This is a genomic window from Endozoicomonas arenosclerae, from assembly GCF_001562015.1.
Classification (GTDB): domain Bacteria; phylum Pseudomonadota; class Gammaproteobacteria; order Pseudomonadales; family Endozoicomonadaceae; genus Endozoicomonas_A; species Endozoicomonas_A arenosclerae.
Genome location: NZ_LASA01000057.1, coordinates 1 through 16,498 on the forward strand (window position 1 = coordinate 1; position 16,498 = coordinate 16,498).

At 50.3% G+C, this 16,498-nt stretch carries 12 protein-coding genes and 1 tRNA gene; all 13 read left to right on the forward strand.

Going from position 1 to position 16,498, the window contains the following annotated elements; all coding sequences use genetic code 11:
• The first annotated feature begins 609 nt into the window (after positions 1-609).
• The 13 genes from glmM to pnp all read left to right on the forward strand — a co-directional run bounded on the left by glmM (position 610) and on the right by pnp (position 16,477).
• Positions 610-1,947, forward strand: a complete 1,338-nt coding sequence (gene glmM / locus WG89_RS06215; RefSeq protein ID WP_062263080.1) for a phosphoglucosamine mutase — start codon at positions 610-612, stop codon at positions 1,945-1,947.
• Positions 1,948-2,169: 222 nt separating this feature from the next.
• Positions 2,170-3,087 (forward strand): TAXI family TRAP transporter solute-binding subunit, encoded by a 918-nt coding sequence (locus WG89_RS06220; RefSeq protein ID WP_062262913.1) that lies wholly within the window; start codon positions 2,170-2,172, stop codon positions 3,085-3,087.
• Positions 3,088-3,103: 16 nt separating this feature from the next.
• Positions 3,104-4,984, forward strand: coding sequence for a TRAP transporter permease (locus WG89_RS06225; protein ID WP_062262916.1), 1,881 nt, complete (start codon positions 3,104-3,106; stop codon positions 4,982-4,984).
• 224 nt (positions 4,985-5,208) lie between these two features.
• On the forward strand, positions 5,209-5,955 hold the full coding sequence (gene tpiA, locus WG89_RS06230) for a triose-phosphate isomerase (RefSeq protein WP_062262919.1): 747 nt from the start codon (positions 5,209-5,211) through the stop codon (positions 5,953-5,955).
• 2 nt (positions 5,956-5,957) lie between these two features.
• Entirely contained in the window at positions 5,958-6,377 is a 420-nt protein-coding gene (gene secG, locus WG89_RS06235; protein WP_062262921.1) for a preprotein translocase subunit SecG, read from the forward strand.
• Between the two features lie 34 nt (positions 6,378-6,411).
• Positions 6,412-6,498, forward strand: a tRNA-Leu gene (locus WG89_RS06240).
• A 429-nt stretch (positions 6,499-6,927) separates the two neighbouring features.
• Positions 6,928-7,395 carry a ribosome maturation factor RimP gene (gene rimP, locus WG89_RS06245; protein ID WP_062263083.1) on the forward strand — a complete coding sequence of 156 codons (468 nt, stop codon included), beginning with the start codon at positions 6,928-6,930 and terminating at the stop codon, positions 7,393-7,395.
• Between the two features lie 172 nt (positions 7,396-7,567).
• On the forward strand, positions 7,568-9,061 hold the full coding sequence (gene nusA, locus WG89_RS06250; RefSeq protein ID WP_062262924.1) for a transcription termination factor NusA: 1,494 nt from the start codon (positions 7,568-7,570) through the stop codon (positions 9,059-9,061).
• A 26-nt stretch (positions 9,062-9,087) separates the two neighbouring features.
• Positions 9,088-11,616 carry a translation initiation factor IF-2 gene (gene infB, locus WG89_RS06255; RefSeq protein ID WP_062262927.1) on the forward strand — a complete coding sequence of 843 codons (2,529 nt, stop codon included), beginning with the start codon at positions 9,088-9,090 and terminating at the stop codon, positions 11,614-11,616.
• A gap of 209 nt (positions 11,617-11,825) precedes the next feature.
• Entirely contained in the window at positions 11,826-12,212 is a 387-nt protein-coding gene (gene rbfA, locus WG89_RS06260) for a 30S ribosome-binding factor RbfA (protein ID WP_062262930.1), read from the forward strand.
• Positions 12,213-12,214: 2 nt separating this feature from the next.
• Positions 12,215-13,159: a tRNA pseudouridine(55) synthase TruB gene (truB, locus tag WG89_RS06265; protein ID WP_062262933.1), complete on the forward strand. Its 945-nt coding sequence runs from the start codon at positions 12,215-12,217 to the stop codon at positions 13,157-13,159.
• Between the two features lie 177 nt (positions 13,160-13,336).
• Positions 13,337-13,606: a 30S ribosomal protein S15 gene (gene rpsO, locus WG89_RS06270; RefSeq protein ID WP_062262936.1), complete on the forward strand. Its 270-nt coding sequence runs from the start codon at positions 13,337-13,339 to the stop codon at positions 13,604-13,606.
• Between the two features lie 771 nt (positions 13,607-14,377).
• A complete protein-coding gene (pnp, locus tag WG89_RS06275) occupies positions 14,378-16,477 on the forward strand; it encodes a polyribonucleotide nucleotidyltransferase (RefSeq protein ID WP_062262939.1) in 2,100 nt (699 codons plus the stop codon).
• Positions 16,478-16,498: the final 21 nt, after the last annotated feature.

The following is a 16,498-nucleotide window of genomic DNA, read 5'->3' on the forward strand; positions in this document are numbered from 1 at the left end:
GGGGTGACCACAAGCTGGCGTTAGCTTGCAAAAATTGTCTACCGTAAGGTAGGAGTGCTCCTAATCGTCGCTCATGCTTGTGGGTGGGGATTTCTCAGTCAGTCTGTCCGAAAGGCAGTAAGCAGTCGATGCCCCTCACCCCCGCCTCTAACCTTATACAAATAATTAGAGACAGGTTAAACATACAAGCTTGTCGAAGGGGGGGGGGTGGGCTTTGAAAAGCTCAGCCTGAATGTGGTTGAGGAGTTTCTACAAGGAAGTTGATTTCAGACAAGTCTTAAGTCAGTTCTTCTGGTATTGAAGGGCTGGCTAAAAGTTTGTCTAAAATCAGGTTGTCATAAAACAGACAACTAATTCTATTAAGTCAATGTTGCAGGTATGCAATAATTCACGCTGTATTCATCATTTCAGAATTCTTCTGCACTACTGTTTTATCCAGTCGCCGAAATTGAACGGGGTTATTTTTTGCTGACTTCGGACGATGAAAGAATCTTTACGGGATAAAACAGACTGCTACCTGCTTATGCCTGCTACTCTGCCTTGTGAACTTCCCAGGAGTGTTTTTGCTGAGTGTATTCAGGCATCAGGTTATTGAATAAGGGTAATTTTATGAGTCGCAAATTTTTCGGCACCGACGGTATTCGTGGCAAAGTGGGTGAGTTTCCCATTACTCCTGACTTTGTGCTCAAGCTGGGTTGGGCTGCCGGTAAGGTTTTAGCTGATGAAGGTGAGGGTAAGGTGGTCATCGGGAAAGATACCCGAATTTCCGGCTACATGTTTGAGTCTGCTCTTGAAGCTGGCCTCTCTGCAGCGGGTATTGATGTTTGTTTGACTGGCCCTATGCCAACACCTGCCATTGCTTACCTGACTCGTACTTTCAACGGGCAGGCGGGTATTGTTATCAGTGCTTCCCATAATCCCTTCTACGACAACGGTATCAAGTTTTTTGCCGGCAATGGCACCAAGCTGCCAGATGATGTTGAAGCAAGGATTGAGGCGCTAATGGAAGGCGATATAGAGGTGGTTGATTCTGATCAGCTCGGTAAAGTGACTCGCCTGGATGATGCCTCTGGTCGTTACATTGAATACTGCAAAGCCAGTACCGCCCATCAACTGGATCTGCGTGGGATGAATATTGTCATCGATGCCGGTCACGGTGCGACCTATCAGGTCGGTCCAGCAGTATTTCGTGAGCTGGGCGCCAATGTTCATACTATTGGTATTGAGCCCAATGGCCTGAATATTAATGAAGGGTGTGGCTCTACACAACCGGATAAGCTGGCTGAAATCGTCAAGGAACGTGGTGCAGACCTGGGTATAGCCTTTGATGGTGATGGTGATCGGGTCATTATGGTAGACGACCGTGGTGAGATTGTAGACGGTGATGAGCTGCTGTTTGTGATTGCTCTGGATCGCCGTCAGCATAATGAGCTGGATGGCGGAATTGTCGGCACCCTGATGACCAATCTGGGAATGGAAAAAGCACTTGAGGCTGAAGGTATCCCATTTGCCCGCGCTAAAGTGGGCGACCGCTATGTGAATGAGTTGTTGCTGAAGAATGACTGGCATATTGGTGGTGAGTCTTCCGGTCATATTATTTGCAGGGATGTTTCAACAACCGGTGACGGTATTGTTTCTGCTCTTCAGGTGCTGAAAGCAATGGTTCGCTCCGGCAAGAAGCTCTCTGGCCTGCGTGGCGGTATGACCAAGTTCCCGCAGACCATGATCAATGTTCGTGTCAAAGAGAAAAAAGACACCGATAAACTGCCCGGTATTGTCGAAGCGGTTAAGCAGTCTGAAGTGGAGCTTGAAGGACGTGGGCGTGTATTGCTGAGACCTTCCGGAACTGAGCCGGTGATCCGCATCATGGTGGAAGGGGAGCGTGCGGATGAAGTACGTGCTCACGCTGAGAGGCTTGCCAAGGTTGTTGAGCAGGAAATGTCCTGATGAGTGGTCACTGGCTGGTTAATCGCCAGTCAGTGACAAAATTGCTGTATACATTCACTATTGAGCCAGATCATCTTTACTAAGCCTCCCGCTTCTATAAGTCTTCTCCCTTAGGTAGAATCCGAAACCGGCGTGTCACTTTTCTGTTGGGTGGCATCCATGACCTGACAGCTGTCTTTTCTGACAGTGAATTATAAGAAATACATTTTTGGGGGAATTTCCATGCGTCTTGTCGCTGCAGTCTTTGCACTGATCCTGCCTGCGCTTTCCTTTGCACAGAACTACTCCATTGGCACGGGTGGCCAGAGTGGTATTTATTACCCGCTAGGAGGAGCGCTGGCTAAGGTTTGGTCAGATAAAGTTGACGGAGTTAATGTAAAAGCGGAAGTGACCGCTGCTTCAGTTGAAAATACCATCAAGGTCGTTCGTGGTGATATGTTGGCGGGCATTGCCATGGGTAATGTGGTGCTGGATGCCTACAAGGGCGAAGGTCAGTTTCCTGGTGAGATGCCAGTAAAAGTGCTTTTTGCTCTTTATCCTAACCTGGTGCATGCGCTGACCCTGCAGAATTCCGATGTTAAAAGTCTGTCAGACCTTAAGGGTAAAAGGGTATCTTTGGGCGCGCCTGGCTCAGGTACTGCGGTAACCTCTGCAGCGCTTCTGAAAAGTGTTGGCATTGATCCCAAGAAAGATATTCGTGCGGTTTACCTGAATTACTCTGAAACCACTAATGCACTGGCAAATGGTCAGGTTGATGCGGGCTTTATCGTGGGTGGACAAGGTGTGGGTGCCGTTACTCAGGTTGCTCTGACTCACAAAATCCGTGTTCTGCCTGTTTCCGAAAAAGAGCGCGAGAAGTTTATTGCTGAAAACCCTGCGTACAGCAGCTACACCATTCCAGCGGATGTATACAACGGTGTAGGCCAGGTAGAAACTCTGAGTATCTGGAATGTATTGGTCGTGCGTGCAGATATGTCTGATGACATGGCTTTCAGTCTGACCAAGGCGGCCTTTGAGAATATGGGTGATGTGCGCAAGGTGGTAAAAGTAGCGGAAGCCACTACCAAAGCCAATGCCAGTCGTCTATCCGGTGTGCCACTGCATCCAGGTGCTGAAAAATACCTGAACACCATTAATTGAGTCTTCAGGTGGCCGAATGAATAAAGTCGCAATCAAAACGCTGGGCTATCTGGTCCTCGTCTGTGCTGTACTCCTGTCGGTTTTTCAGATCTGGCAGGGGATAACCTCGACGATTTCTGCCACCTATTTCAGGCCGGTTCATCTGGCCTGGGTCATGGTGCTGATCTTTCTTCATTATCCTCTGTTAAAAAACGAAAATAGTCGTTTTTTTGTGCCGGTCAGGCTATTTGATCTCGTGCTGGCTGCTGCTACTGTTTTCGCTGGCTATCGGATCGTTAACTTCGACTACAACGACATCAACTATCTCCTCTATGGTCTGACTGACCTGGATCTCTATGCCGGTATCGCTTATGTGGCGCTGATGCTGGAGGCTTGTCGCCGGGCAGTAGGTTGGGTAATGGTGTTCATCGCATTGGTTTTCCTGGCTTACAGTGGCTTTGGGGATATGCTGCCAGGTGTGCTGGCGACCAAGAGTTATAGTATTCAGGAGCTTGTGCAGTTCCAGATCTTTTCCAGTAATGGTGTGTTTGGTTCGGCTCTGGGTATTGCAGCGACTACGGTATTTATTTTTGTTCTGTTCGGTGCCTTTCTTGAAGTGACCGGGGCGGGCAAGTTCTTTATCGATCTGGCTTTTGCTATCGCTGGTAAATACCGAGGTGGGCCCGCCAAGGCGGCCGTTATTGCTTCAGCCGGTTTGGGGTCGATTTCCGGTTCTGCAATTGCCAACACAGTGACAACCGGCTCCATCACAATCCCTATGATGAAAAAGCTGGGGTATAAGCCTGAGCAGGCTGCGGGTATTGAAGCTGCTGCATCAACCGGTGGGCAGATAATGCCGCCTATTATGGGTGCGGGTGCTTTTGTTATGGCGCAGTTTACGGGTGTGCCATACAGCGACATTATGATCGCATCCATTGCTCCGGCGCTGCTCTATTTCTTCTGTACTCTGTTGTATGTCCACATAATGGCTTGCAAGCTCGAGCTGCCAACTGTTAGTCGAACAGAGGCTGTCTGGAATGTGATGAAGCAAGGCGCTCACTTTTTAATACCGCTGGTATTGATCACTGTATTGCTGATGATGGGCTACTCACCCTTGCTGGTCGGTGTTGCCGGTTGTGCAGCTATTTTGCTGACGGCGGCATTAAGAAGTCATAGTCGTGTAGGTATCAAAAAGATTGTTGAAGGGCTGAAGTCGGGGGCTTTGCTGGCTCTGCCTATATCCGTTGCCTGTGCAGCGGCGGGCATCATTGTAGGGGTTGTTGGCCAGACTGGAATTGGATTGCAATTCACCCAGTTTGTTATGGCACTTTCAGGTGGCTATATGTTTACCGCCCTTATCCTGATCAGTCTTGTTGCGCTGGTGTTAGGAATGGGGTTGCCGGTGACTGCTGCTTATATCGTTCTGGCGGTAATGGCGGTGCCTTTACTGGGTGATTTTGGTTTGCCGCTGCTGACTTCGCATTTGATTGTTTTCTGGTTGTCTCAGACTTCCAATGTGACACCACCGATTGCCCTGGCTGCATTTGCTGGAGCGGGTGTGGCGAATGCCAGTCCAATGAAGTCTTCTGTTGAGGCGTTCAAGCTGGCTGCAGGGCTCTTCCTGATCCCGATTATGATGGCCTATACCGGACTGATTAATACCGGTGGGGATTTTGCAGGTCTGATCATTGCTGTTGTTCAGACTGTTGCAATTATTATTGCTATGGCAGTTGCCATCGAAGGTTATCTGATCCAGCAGCTCTCAGGGCTTGAGAGAGTTTTGGCGTTAGTGAGCCTGCCAGTGCTTCTGTTTGATCCTGCAGGTTTCGGGCTTGTGGGTGTGCTGCTGGTGATGGTTGTACTGGCCATTCAGTGGCGTAATAGAGGGAGTGTATTGAAGCACTCAAGTGCTGGTTAATAGTTTTCAACTTCAGGCTGTCAGAGGGTGGATTTGTTGAAGCTCTCTGGCACTTTCCTGTACGATGATTCTGTGATGAATTGGGGGTCTATGTGCTTGATTGATCGTAGGTTTATCAATTTTTCTCCGCTTGCTGAAAATTGCCGTCATGGATGTTCAGCACGGTTGTATAATAACGGCACCTGGGTTAGTATGCCGACCTCGCGAATGTTGAGGTGAGCAGTATGCGTCAGCCACTAGTTGCCGGTAATTGGAAGATGAACGGATCTCTTGAAGAGAACCGCAAATTACTGGATAAGCTTGTTTCGGGACTGAATACTAAAGCTGAAGTGTTGGTATGTCCTCCTTCGGTTTACGCTCAAGGCATTCGTGAGCAATTGACTGGTAGTGCTATCAAGGTGGGCTTGCAGAATGTTTCTGACAAGGCTTCCGGTGCATATACTGGTGAGGTTTCGCCTCTGATGGTCAAGGATCTCGGTATTGAATACGTGGTCATTGGTCACTCTGAGCGTCGTTCTCTTTTTGGAGAGAATGATGAGGATGTTGCTGCGAAATTCTGTGCTCTGACTGATCAGGGGTTGGTGCCTATTCTTTGTGTAGGTGAAACTCTGGAAGAGCGCGAAGCTGGCGACACCATGAAGGTGGTGACGGCTCAGGTTGAAGCTGTGCTGCGGACTGCTGGTCCGGAGCGTCTGGCAAACTTTGTGATCGCTTATGAGCCTGTATGGGCTATTGGAACCGGGCTGACTGCAACGCCGGAACAGGCGCAGGAAGTACACGCTGTGATTCGCGGTTTGCTGGCAGAGCATGATCAGGCTATGGCCGACAGAACACGTATTCTGTACGGTGGTAGCATGAAGGCGGCTAACGCTGCAGACCTGATTGCTTTGCCGGATGTTGATGGCGGTCTTGTGGGGGGAGCCTCCCTGATTGCTGAAGAGTTCCAGGCGATCTGTCACGCTGCGGGATAGTGATGGAAACCATAATTCTTATTGTTCATGTTCTTGCTTCTGCTGCCGTAATCGGTCTGATTTTGTTGCAGCAGGGTAAGGGTGCAGAAACCGGTGCCAGTTTTGGATCCGGTGCGTCACAAACAGTGTTTGGTAGTCAGGGTACTGGCACCTTTATGAGTCGCACAACAGCGATTCTGGCGGCAGTGTTTTTTGTGACTAGTTTTGCCTTGGCTATGGTGGCCAGGCAGAAGGCGGACGGCATCGGTGATGCAGGTGTGCCAGCTGTAGTTGTTGAGGAGTCAGTTCCGGCCGGAGACGCGCCAATTGCCCCAGAAGCAGCTTCAGAAAAGAGTGTCGAGAGTGATGCTCCTGTGATAGAATCACAACCCGTCGAAAGTGACGAGCAGAATAAAGAGCTATCTCTGCCTCCGGCCCAATAGGGCTAGCTTTAAGCAGGGTGTAGTGGTGGTGTTTGCCCAGGTGGTGGAATTGGTAGACACGCCGTCTTGAGGGGGCGGTGACCTAACGGTCGTGCGGGTTCAAGTCCCGCTCTGGGCACCAAATTGCCATTAACTTTTTGAGTAAATGGAAGCGAAGTATCTAGTATAGTGTTGTAAGGATTAAAAGACGTATCTACAGTTATGGCTTGTGAAGCGGGTTTTTAGCTGGCAGTATACTGGAATAGGTTTGATGCGGGGTGGAGCAGCCTGGTAGCTCGTCGGGCTCATAACCCGAAGGTCGTCAGTTCGAATCTGGCCCCCGCTACCAAATGACTAAACCCCATTATGGGGTTTTTTATTAGGTGCGTCAGAGTCTTTTTAGGGGGGCTTGTGTAGTTAGCCCCGATGGGACTCTAGGAGTTTGTTGAATTCATGCTCGATAGTGTGTCTTTGGCAGGCTCTTTAGTTGCGTCCAGCTGGAAAACTGGGTGCATAGAAGAGACAGGGCTTTTAAGCCCTTTTTTTGTTTTTGCAGACAGGTGTTTCCAACGTGGCAGGTAAGCAGTCGCAGCTGGAAGCATTGATCGCGCCCGTGGTTGAATCCCTTGGCTATCAGCTTTGGGGGATTGAGTTCAAATCCCAGGGCAAGCAATCAATGCTTCGCATTTATATCGATACCCTTGATAAGGAAAAGGGTATTCAACTGGAAGACTGTGAAGTCGTCAGTCGCCAGGTAAGTGGGGTTCTCGATGTGGAAGATCCCATCACGGAAGAATATACCCTTGAAGTGTCCTCGCCCGGTGTGGACAGACAGTTGTTTACGCTTGAGCAGTACGTGGCCTGGGCTGGAGCAGAGGTCAATGTACGTCTGAGGGTGCCTTTTGAAGGGCGCCGCAAGTACAGGGGTATTGTAAAAGGGATAGAAGATCAGGATGTGGTATTAGTTGTTGATGACCACGAGCTGCTTTTTCCTATTGAGAGCATAGACAAGGCTCAGGTGATACCGAGATTCGACTAACTTCAGGCTCACGGCTGGTAATGACCAGAATAACGAGTGAGTAAAAGGTTCAGGCTGGGTGTTAGCCATTGTCTGCAGCAAAGAAATTGACTACAGGCGAAGGCCTTCCCGGTTAACGGCCAGGGAAGTGTTGGCAAAGGCATGGACTGGTTCAGCATAGGCGAGGCAGAGCATGAGTAAAGAAATTCTGTTGGTCGTTGAGTCCGTTTCCAACGAGAAGGGCGTTCCACCCGAAGTGATCTTCGAGGCAATGGAGATTGCTCTGGCGACTGCGACTAAAAAGCGTTACGAAACAGAAGTGGATATCCGGGTAGCGATTGACCGCACAAGCGGTGAATACGATACCTTCCGTCGTTGGACCGTGGTTGCGGATGAAGACTTCGAGTTTCCGGGCATGCACTTTACCCTGGATGAGGGTAAGGAAAAGGATGAGTCCCTGGAAATTGGTGGTGTCTGGGAAGAACAGGTTGAATCCGTGGCCTTTGGCCGGATTGCCGCTCAGACCGCCAAGCAGGTCATCGTACAGAAAGTACGTGAAGCTGAGCGTGCTCAAATGGTTGAGCAGTATCGTGACAAACTGGGCGACCTGATTAACGGTACTGTTAAGAAAACGACACGTGACAGCATTATTGTTGACCTGGGCAGCAATGCTGAAGCGGTGATGCGCAAGGATAATGTGCTTCCCCGTGAAAACTTCCGTATGGGTACCCATGTTCGTGCCCTGCTGAGTGAAATCTCTACGGAAGGTCGTGGACCGCAGCTGATGCTGTCCAGGACAGTGCCTGAAATGCTGATCGAACTGTTCCGTATTGAAGTGCCTGAAATTGCTGAAGAGGTCCTGGAGATCAAAGCGGCTGCGCGTGATCCAGGCTCCCGGGCAAAGATTGCAGTAAAAACCAATGATGGCCGTATTGATCCGGTCGGTGCCTGTGTAGGTATGCGTGGTGCGCGTGTGCAGGCTGTATCCGGTGAGCTGGGTAATGAGCGTATTGATATCGTTCTGTACGACGAAAACCCTGTTCAGTACGTGATCAATGCCATGCAGCCAGCAGAGGTTGCCTCCATCATCGTTGACGAAGATTCCGGAACCATGGATATCGCGGTCAGCGAAGATAACCTGGCCCAGGCCATTGGTCGAAGTGGCCAAAACGTTCGTCTTGCCAGTGAGTTGACTGGTTGGAAACTGAACGTAATGACAGAAGCTGAAGCCGCTGCCAAGCAAGAAAAGGAAGCGGATAAGTTTAAACAGAGTTTTATTGAACTGCTCGACATCGATGAAGAACTGGCGCAGTTGCTCGTTGACGAAGGATTCACCACTGTTGAAGAAATTGCCTATGTTCCTCTTGAGGAAATGGTAGCAATTGAAGGCATGGATGAAGAGATCGTGGAAGAGCTTCGCACACGTGCGAAAGACAAGCTGCTGACCCAGGCCATTGCTCGAGAAGAAAAGTTAGATGGCGCACAGCCAGCTGAAGACCTCCTGACTATGGATGGTATGGATGAGGAGTTGGCACTGGAGCTGGCCAGCCGGGGTGTCATTACTATGGAAGATCTGGCGGAGCAGTCCATTGACGACCTTCTCGATATAGAAGGTATGGACGAGACGCGTGCGGGTGAATTGATTATGACGGCGCGTGCTCCCTGGTTCGAGGAAGCTGGTAACTGAGCGGGCCACTGAGAGGAGAAGTGTTAATGGCAGAAGTAACCGTAGAACAACTCGCGAAGGTGGTCGGCGCTCCGGTCGAAAGGTTGCTGCAGCAGATGCAGGATGCTGGCCTGAAGCAAAGAAAAGCTTCAGAAGCTGTATCGGATTCTGAAAAGAAGCAGTTACTGGCTCACCTTAAAGGTATTCATGGTGATCACACAGGTACGGCTGAGCCGACCAAGATCACCCTTAAGCGTAAAACTGTCAGTCAGATGAAAGTGTCTGGCGGCGGTGGCGCTGGCAAGAAAAAAGTTGTTAACGTAGAAGTTCGCAAGAAGCGCACATACGTCAAGAACGAACAGGCTGAAGAGCAGAAGCCTGAAGAGAAGCAGGCTCGTCGTGATGGCGACCGTCCACCGCGTCGTGATGGAGATCGTCCTCAGCAGCGTCGTGACGGAGATCGTCCTCAGCAGCGTCGTGACGGAGATCGTCCTCAGCAGCGTCGTGACGGAGATCGTCCACCGCGTCGTGATGGAGATCGTCCGGCTCGTGCGGGTGCTCCATCAGGTGCACCAGGTTTTGATCCGTCAGCGGCTCCAATGCCGACACAGGATGGCGATAACAAGCGCGGCAGAAACCGTAAGGCTAAAGATCGTCGTGATGAGCCTCGTGAAGAGCGCGGTCGTCGTGGTGACAAGCGTGGTGGTCGTTCAGGCCGTAAGGATGATCGTCGCGGTGGTGGTCGCAAGGCTACTCGCACTATCACGCCAGAGTCTATGGCTGCGCACGGCTTCACCAAGCCAACAGCACCGGTAATTCGTGAAGTTTCTATTCCTGAAACCATCACGGTTGCAGAGCTGGCTCAGAAGATGGCGATCAAAGCGGCAGATGTCATCAAGGTTATGTTCAAGATGGGCTCCATGGTGACCATTAACCAGGTCATCGATCAGGATACTGCCTCCATCGTTGTTGAGGAAATGGGTCATACCTTCAAGCTGGCCAAGGCGGACAGTATTGAAGACTCCCTGACTGAAAGTCAGGAAGGTGAAGTGACTGAGTTTGAAGAGAAGTCGCGTGCGCCGGTTGTGACCGTAATGGGTCACGTTGACCATGGTAAGACCTCTCTGCTGGATTACATCCGTAAGAGTCGTGTGCAGGCTGGTGAGGCCGGTGGTATTACCCAGCACATTGGTGCTTACCACGTTGATACACCTCGTGGCATGGTATCCTTCCTGGATACTCCTGGACACGCGGCGTTTACCGCCATGCGTGCTCGTGGTGCCAAGGCGACTGACATTGTAATTCTGGTGGTTGCGGCAGACGATGGTGTAATGCCTCAGACTGAGGAAGCGGTTCAGCACGCCAAGGCTGCTGGTGTTCCTCTGGTTGTTGCTGTCAACAAAATGGATAAAGAGGGTGCCGACCCTGATCGTGTGAAGAATGAGCTGTCTGCACACGGTGTTATCCCGGAAGATTGGGGTGGCGATACTCAGTTCATGCATGTATCGGCTCTGACCGGACAGGGTATTGACGAACTGCTGGAAGCTGTTGTGCTTCAGGCAGAAGTTCTTGAGCTGTCGGCTGCAGATGAAGGCCCGGCAAAAGGCGTTGTTGTTGAATCCCGTCTGGATAAAGGGCGTGGTCCAGTGGCTACTGTTCTGGTTCAGTCTGGTGATCTGCAGCAGGGTGATAATATCCTGGTGGGTCAGCAGTACGGTCGTGTCCGTGCGATGCTGGACGAGAATGGCAAGGCTATCAAAAATGCGGGTCCTTCTATTCCTGTGGAGATTCTGGGTCTGGATGGAACTCCGGATGCCGGTGATGAACTGATCGTGGTTAAGGATGAGCGTAAGGCTCGTGAAATCGCACTGTTCCGTCAGGGTAAGTACCGTGAAGTCAAACTGGCTCGTCAGCAGGCTTCCAAGCTGGAAAATATCTTCTCCAGCATGGGTACTGAAGAGAAGAAGACGCTCAATATCGTTCTGAAAGCCGACGTACGTGGTTCCCTGGAAGCTCTGACCAGCTCCCTGGAAGAGCAGGGTAACGACGAAGTACAGGTTAAGGTTATCTCCGGCGGTGTAGGTGGTATCACTGAAACCGATGCTAACCTGGCGCTGGCTTCTAACGCTGTGATCGTTGGCTTCAACGTTCGTGCCGATGCTTCTGCTCGTAAGGTCATTGAGACAGAAGAGCTGGATCTGCGTTACTACAGTGTTATCTACGACATCATCGAAGATGTGAAGAAAGCACTGAGTGGTATGCTGGGCTCCGATACCCGTGAGCAGATTGTGGGTACCGCTGAAGTTCGTGATGTCTTCCGCTCACCGAAGTTCGGTGCGGTGGCAGGTTGTATGGTGGTTGAAGGTACTGTTTACCGTAACGACCGTATCCGTGTACTGCGTGACAACGTGGTTATCTTTGAAGGTGAGCTGGAATCCCTGCGTCGCTTCAAGGATGACGTACAGGAAGTTCGCGAAGGCATGGAATGTGGTATCGCGGTTAAGTCCTACAACGACGTTAAGCCTGGCGACAAGATCGAAGTGTACAAGACCGTTGAGGTCAAGCGTACCCTCTGATCTGACTCAGTCGGTTGCTAAACAAAGAAGCCCGCAGCTGAGACTGCGGGCTTTCTCATATCAGCAGGATGCCAGTTGCATGGGCAGTGTGAAACGCTGAACCAGACCACGCTTTTTCATGGCTAAGAGCGGTAGGTTATTTGGGAGAGCACCTGGCGTTCCCGAATGAAAGGTAATCTTATAGATTGCCTTGCAGGATTTAATCCCTAATGGCTAAAGAATACAGTCGTACCCAGCGAGTGGCTGACCAGATTCAGAAAGAACTGGCTCAGTTGATTCAGCTGGAGATGAAAGATCCCCGATTAGGCATGGTAACGGTTAGTGCGGTCGAAGTTTCCCGTGATCTGGCGTTTGCTGATGTCTTTGTTTCTTTCCTGGGTGTAGATGACCAGGAAAACGTTGATGAGAAGCTTGAGGTGATGCAGAGTGCTGCCGGTTTTCTGCGCAGCCAGCTGGCCCGTTCCATCAAGTTGCGTATCATTCCCCAGCTGCGTTTCCGTTATGACAACAGTCTGCGGCGTGGTGCGTATATGAGTGAGCTGATTTCAAAAGCTCGTTCTGGTGACAGTGATCATCAGGGTGAGTCCGAGGAGTAACGATGTCCAAGCGCAGACGTAGCCGTGGCCGCAGGGTTGACGGTATTGTTGTTGTGAATAAGCCCAAGGGCGCCAGTTCCAACGATGTTCTGCAACGCGTCAAGCGGCTTTATGGTGCAGCCAAGGCTGGCCATACAGGAAGTCTTGACCCACTGGCAACGGGCGTATTGCCGGTTTGTCTGGGTGAAGCAACCAAGTTTTCACAGTACTTGTTGGAATCTGACAAGTCCTACCGCACCGAAGTAAAGCTGGGTATTCAGACTGAAACCGGTGACCGCGAAGGTGAGGTAGTTGAAGAGCGTCCGGTTACTGTGACCCGCTCTGATGTTGAAGGTGTGCTGGAACAGTTTCGTGGTGAGGTTGACCAGGTTCCTAGTATGTACTCCGCTCTCAAACATAACGGCGAGCCACTGTATAAGCTGGCTCGTCAGGGTATTGTCGTTGATCGTCCGTCACGCAGAATCAATATCTATCGCCTCGAGTTACTGGACTTTGAAGGTGATCGTCTGATTCTGGAAGTTGACTGTTCCAAGGGTACCTATATTCGTACTCTGGCTGAAGATATTGGTGCGGCTCTGGGTTGTCTCGGGCATGTCGCTGAACTGCACCGAATCAAGGCAGGTCCTTATACGGAGCATCAGTCCTACACATTGGAGCAGTTGGAAGAAGCCCGCGATAGTGGTGGTCACAAGGCTCTGGACGATCTGCTGTTGCCGTTGGATACTTCCGTGAGTGACTGGCCACAGATTCGTCTGGGAGCTACCAGCAGTTACTACATCAGTCAGGGGCAGCCAGTACAGGTGCCTCAGGCACCAACCAGTGGTAACGTCAGAATCTATGGTCAGGAAGAGGTAGAAGGGCAAGAAGTGCTTCGATTCCTTGGGATTGGCGAGATTGATGAAGACGGTCGCGTAGCGCCGAAGCGACTGATCAATTCTGGAAGTTGAGTTGAGGCAGGGCTTTCTTGACCTCAAATGGTGGTTTTAACAGACTGGCTTCCTATTCGAGGTTGGTGTTAGAATGCGCCACTTGGTTGACAGCGCTTGCTGTCAAGATGTAAAGGCTGGCTGTAAATATGCACGGTCGTGCCTGATTCTTATGCATATTAACTGGAGTATAAAGCAATGGCTTTGACTGCTGAAAAGAAAGCGGAAATTATCAAGGAATTCGGTCGCACTGAAGGCGACAGCGGTAGCCCTGAAGTTCAGGTTGCTCTGCTGACTGCAAACATCGAAGGTCTGCAGGGTCACTTCAAGGCGAACCACAAGGATCACCACTCCCGTCGTGGTCTGATTCGCATGGTAAACCAGCGTCGTAACATGCTGAGCTACCTGAAAGGCAAAGACGTTGAGCGCTATCGTTCCCTGATCGAGCGTCTGGGTCTGCGTCGCTAAGACACGCCAGGAGAAAGCTTTGGGTTGTAACCGCAATGTTCAACTCAGGGTTGGACAGGAGTGCAGTAAGCTGCATTCCTGTGCAGTTAAAGCACCGCCGGCTTCCTTTGTGAGGCAGGCGGTGTTTTGCATTATTGGCTATGAGAAAAGTAATCAGTTTATTTTATAAGTGACAACAATATATTGTTGTTGAGCTGTGTAGCCTTTATTGCAATAAATAGCCATGAGCCAGGAAAATTTTATTAACCCGGAAGTTTCATAAAGTGTCGAGCTTCTCGCTCTGCTATTTTTTCGGCTGAGACATTTTGTCGGCATATTCATGCTTATTGCATGGATCTGCCGACAAAATGCTGTCACGGCGGGAAAAGAGCTAGCGAGAAGCCGACGAGCGATGTTCGTTTATGTTCGGACACATCAAAAAATGAGCATCTAAGTATTTCTGAGGTATTGAACCTCATTAGAGCGGCTTTATGAATTTTCCGGGTTAAGCCCTTATGAGGTGAAATTATTTTCAGGATAAAGTGTATAATGAAGTCTTCACTTTTCTTGTGGTTAAAAAAACCATAAAGACAGCACTGTTTTTACGGTTTAAAAAGAACGGGTGTACTCCGTTCTAAATTGTCAGCACTCCGGTCGTCAGTAGAGGGTGCAATTCCAAGTCTGTCTGGATAGGCAGAGTCTGTACGTTATCCAGAAGGTTTTGAATTGCATCTATCACACCACTATGGCCGGGTACTGTATTTCTTTATTCACACTAAATAGGAAAACCTAGTGAATCCGGTAATTAAATCATTTGAGTTTGGTGGCCAAACCGTAACTCTGGAAACCGGCCGTGTTGCTCGTCAGGCTTCAGGTGCTGTCCTGGCCAAAATGGGTGACATTGCTGTTCTGGCGACCGTAGTGGGTGCAAAGAAGGCTAAAGACGGTCAGGATTTCTTCCCTCTTTCTGTGCATTATCAGGAAAAAACCTACGCTGCCGGTAAAATTCCAGGCGGCTTCCTGAAGCGCGAATCACGCCCAAGCGAAAAAGAAACCCTGACTTCCCGTCTGATTGACCGTCCAATTCGTCCTCTGTTCCCTAAGGGTTTCATGAACGAAGTGCAGGTCGTTTGTACTGTTATGTCTACCGACAAGCAGAACGACCCTGATATTGTGGCTATGGTCGCTACTTCTGCCGCACTGGCTATTTCCGGCATTCCTTTTGACGGTCCAATTGGTGCTGCCCGTGTTGGTTTCAACGAAGAGCAAGGCTACCTGCTGAACCCAAGCTACGAATTGCTGAAAACTTCTGAGCTGGACATGGTGGTAGCCGGTACCAGCGACGCAGTTCTGATGGTTGAGTCCGAAGCTCAGGAATTGACCGAAGACGAAATGCTGGGTGCTGTTCTGTTCGCACACCAGGAATATCAGACTGTCATCAAGGCAGTTCAGGAGCTGGCTGATGAAGTAGGTAAAACTCGTTGGGATTGGGAGGCGCCTGCCGAGAATGCTGACCTGAAAAACAGCATTGCTGCCTTTGAAGGTAAGATGCGTGAAGCTTATCAGATCACCATCAAGCAGGATCGTACAGCGGCTGTTAATGCGCTGCGTCAGGAAGTTCTGGAAACGCTGGCAGGTGAAGAGGGTGCCTTCGATGCTTCTGACGTAGAAAAGTCGTTCAGCAAGCTCGAAAAGAATGTAGTTCGTGGCAACATCATCAACGGTATGCCTCGTATCGACGGTCGTGACACCAAGACTGTTCGCGGTATCGGCGTTGAAGTGGGTGTTCTGCAGAAGACTCACGGTTCCGCATTGTTCACCCGTGGTGAAACTCAGGCAATCGTTGCGGCTACTCTGGGTACTACCCGTGACGCTCAGATCGTTGATAACCTGGAAGGTGAAATCAAAGATCCGTTCATGCTGCACTACAACTTCCCAGCTTACTCTGTAGGTGAGTGTGGTCGTATGGGTGCCCCAGGTCGTCGTGAAATTGGTCATGGTCGTCTGGCTCGTCGTGGTGTTCAGGCAGTTCTGCCTACTCAGGAAGAATTCCCATACACCATCCGTGTTGTTTCCGAGATCACTGAATCCAACGGTTCCAGCTCCATGGCTTCTGTTTGTGGTTCTTCTCTGGCGCTGATGGATGCGGGTGTTCCTCTGAAAGCACCGGTAGCTGGTATTGCGATGGGTCTGGTGAAAGAAGGTGACCAGTTCGCCGTTCTGACCGACATTCTGGGTGACGAAGATCATCTGGGTGACATGGACTTTAAAGTAGCCGGTACTTCTGAAGGTATCACTGCTCTGCAGATGGATATCAAGATCGCCGGTATTACCGAAGAGATCATGGAAATTGCCCTGGATCAGGCCATGGACGCTCGCCTTCACATTCTGGGTGAGATGAACAAAGTCATTGGTGCTGCTCGTTCAGAACTGAACCCGAATGCGCCTATGACCATGTCTCTGAAAATCGATCCGGACAAGATCCGTGACGTTATCGGTAAAGGTGGTTCTACCATTCGCAGCATCTGTGACAAGACCGGTGCTTCTGTTGATATTGACGACAGCGGTATGGTTCAGATCTTTGCTGAAAACAGCGATAAAGCCCAGGCTGCCTACGACATGGTTTACGGCATCACTGCTGAAGCTGAAATTGGCAAGATCTACACCGGTGAAGTAACCCGTATTCTTGACTTTGGTGCTTTCGTTAGCGTTCTGCCTGGCAAAGACGGTCTGGTGCACATTTCTCAGATCGCCAATGAGCGAGTTGAGAATGTTACCGACTACCTCAAGGTAGGTCAGACTGTAGACGTTTTGGTTCTGGATATCGACTCCCGTGGTCGTATCAAGCTCAGCATGAAAGAAGTTGAGCGTGCCAGAGAACAGCAGAGCTGATTCTGAGCATTTAGCTTAAAA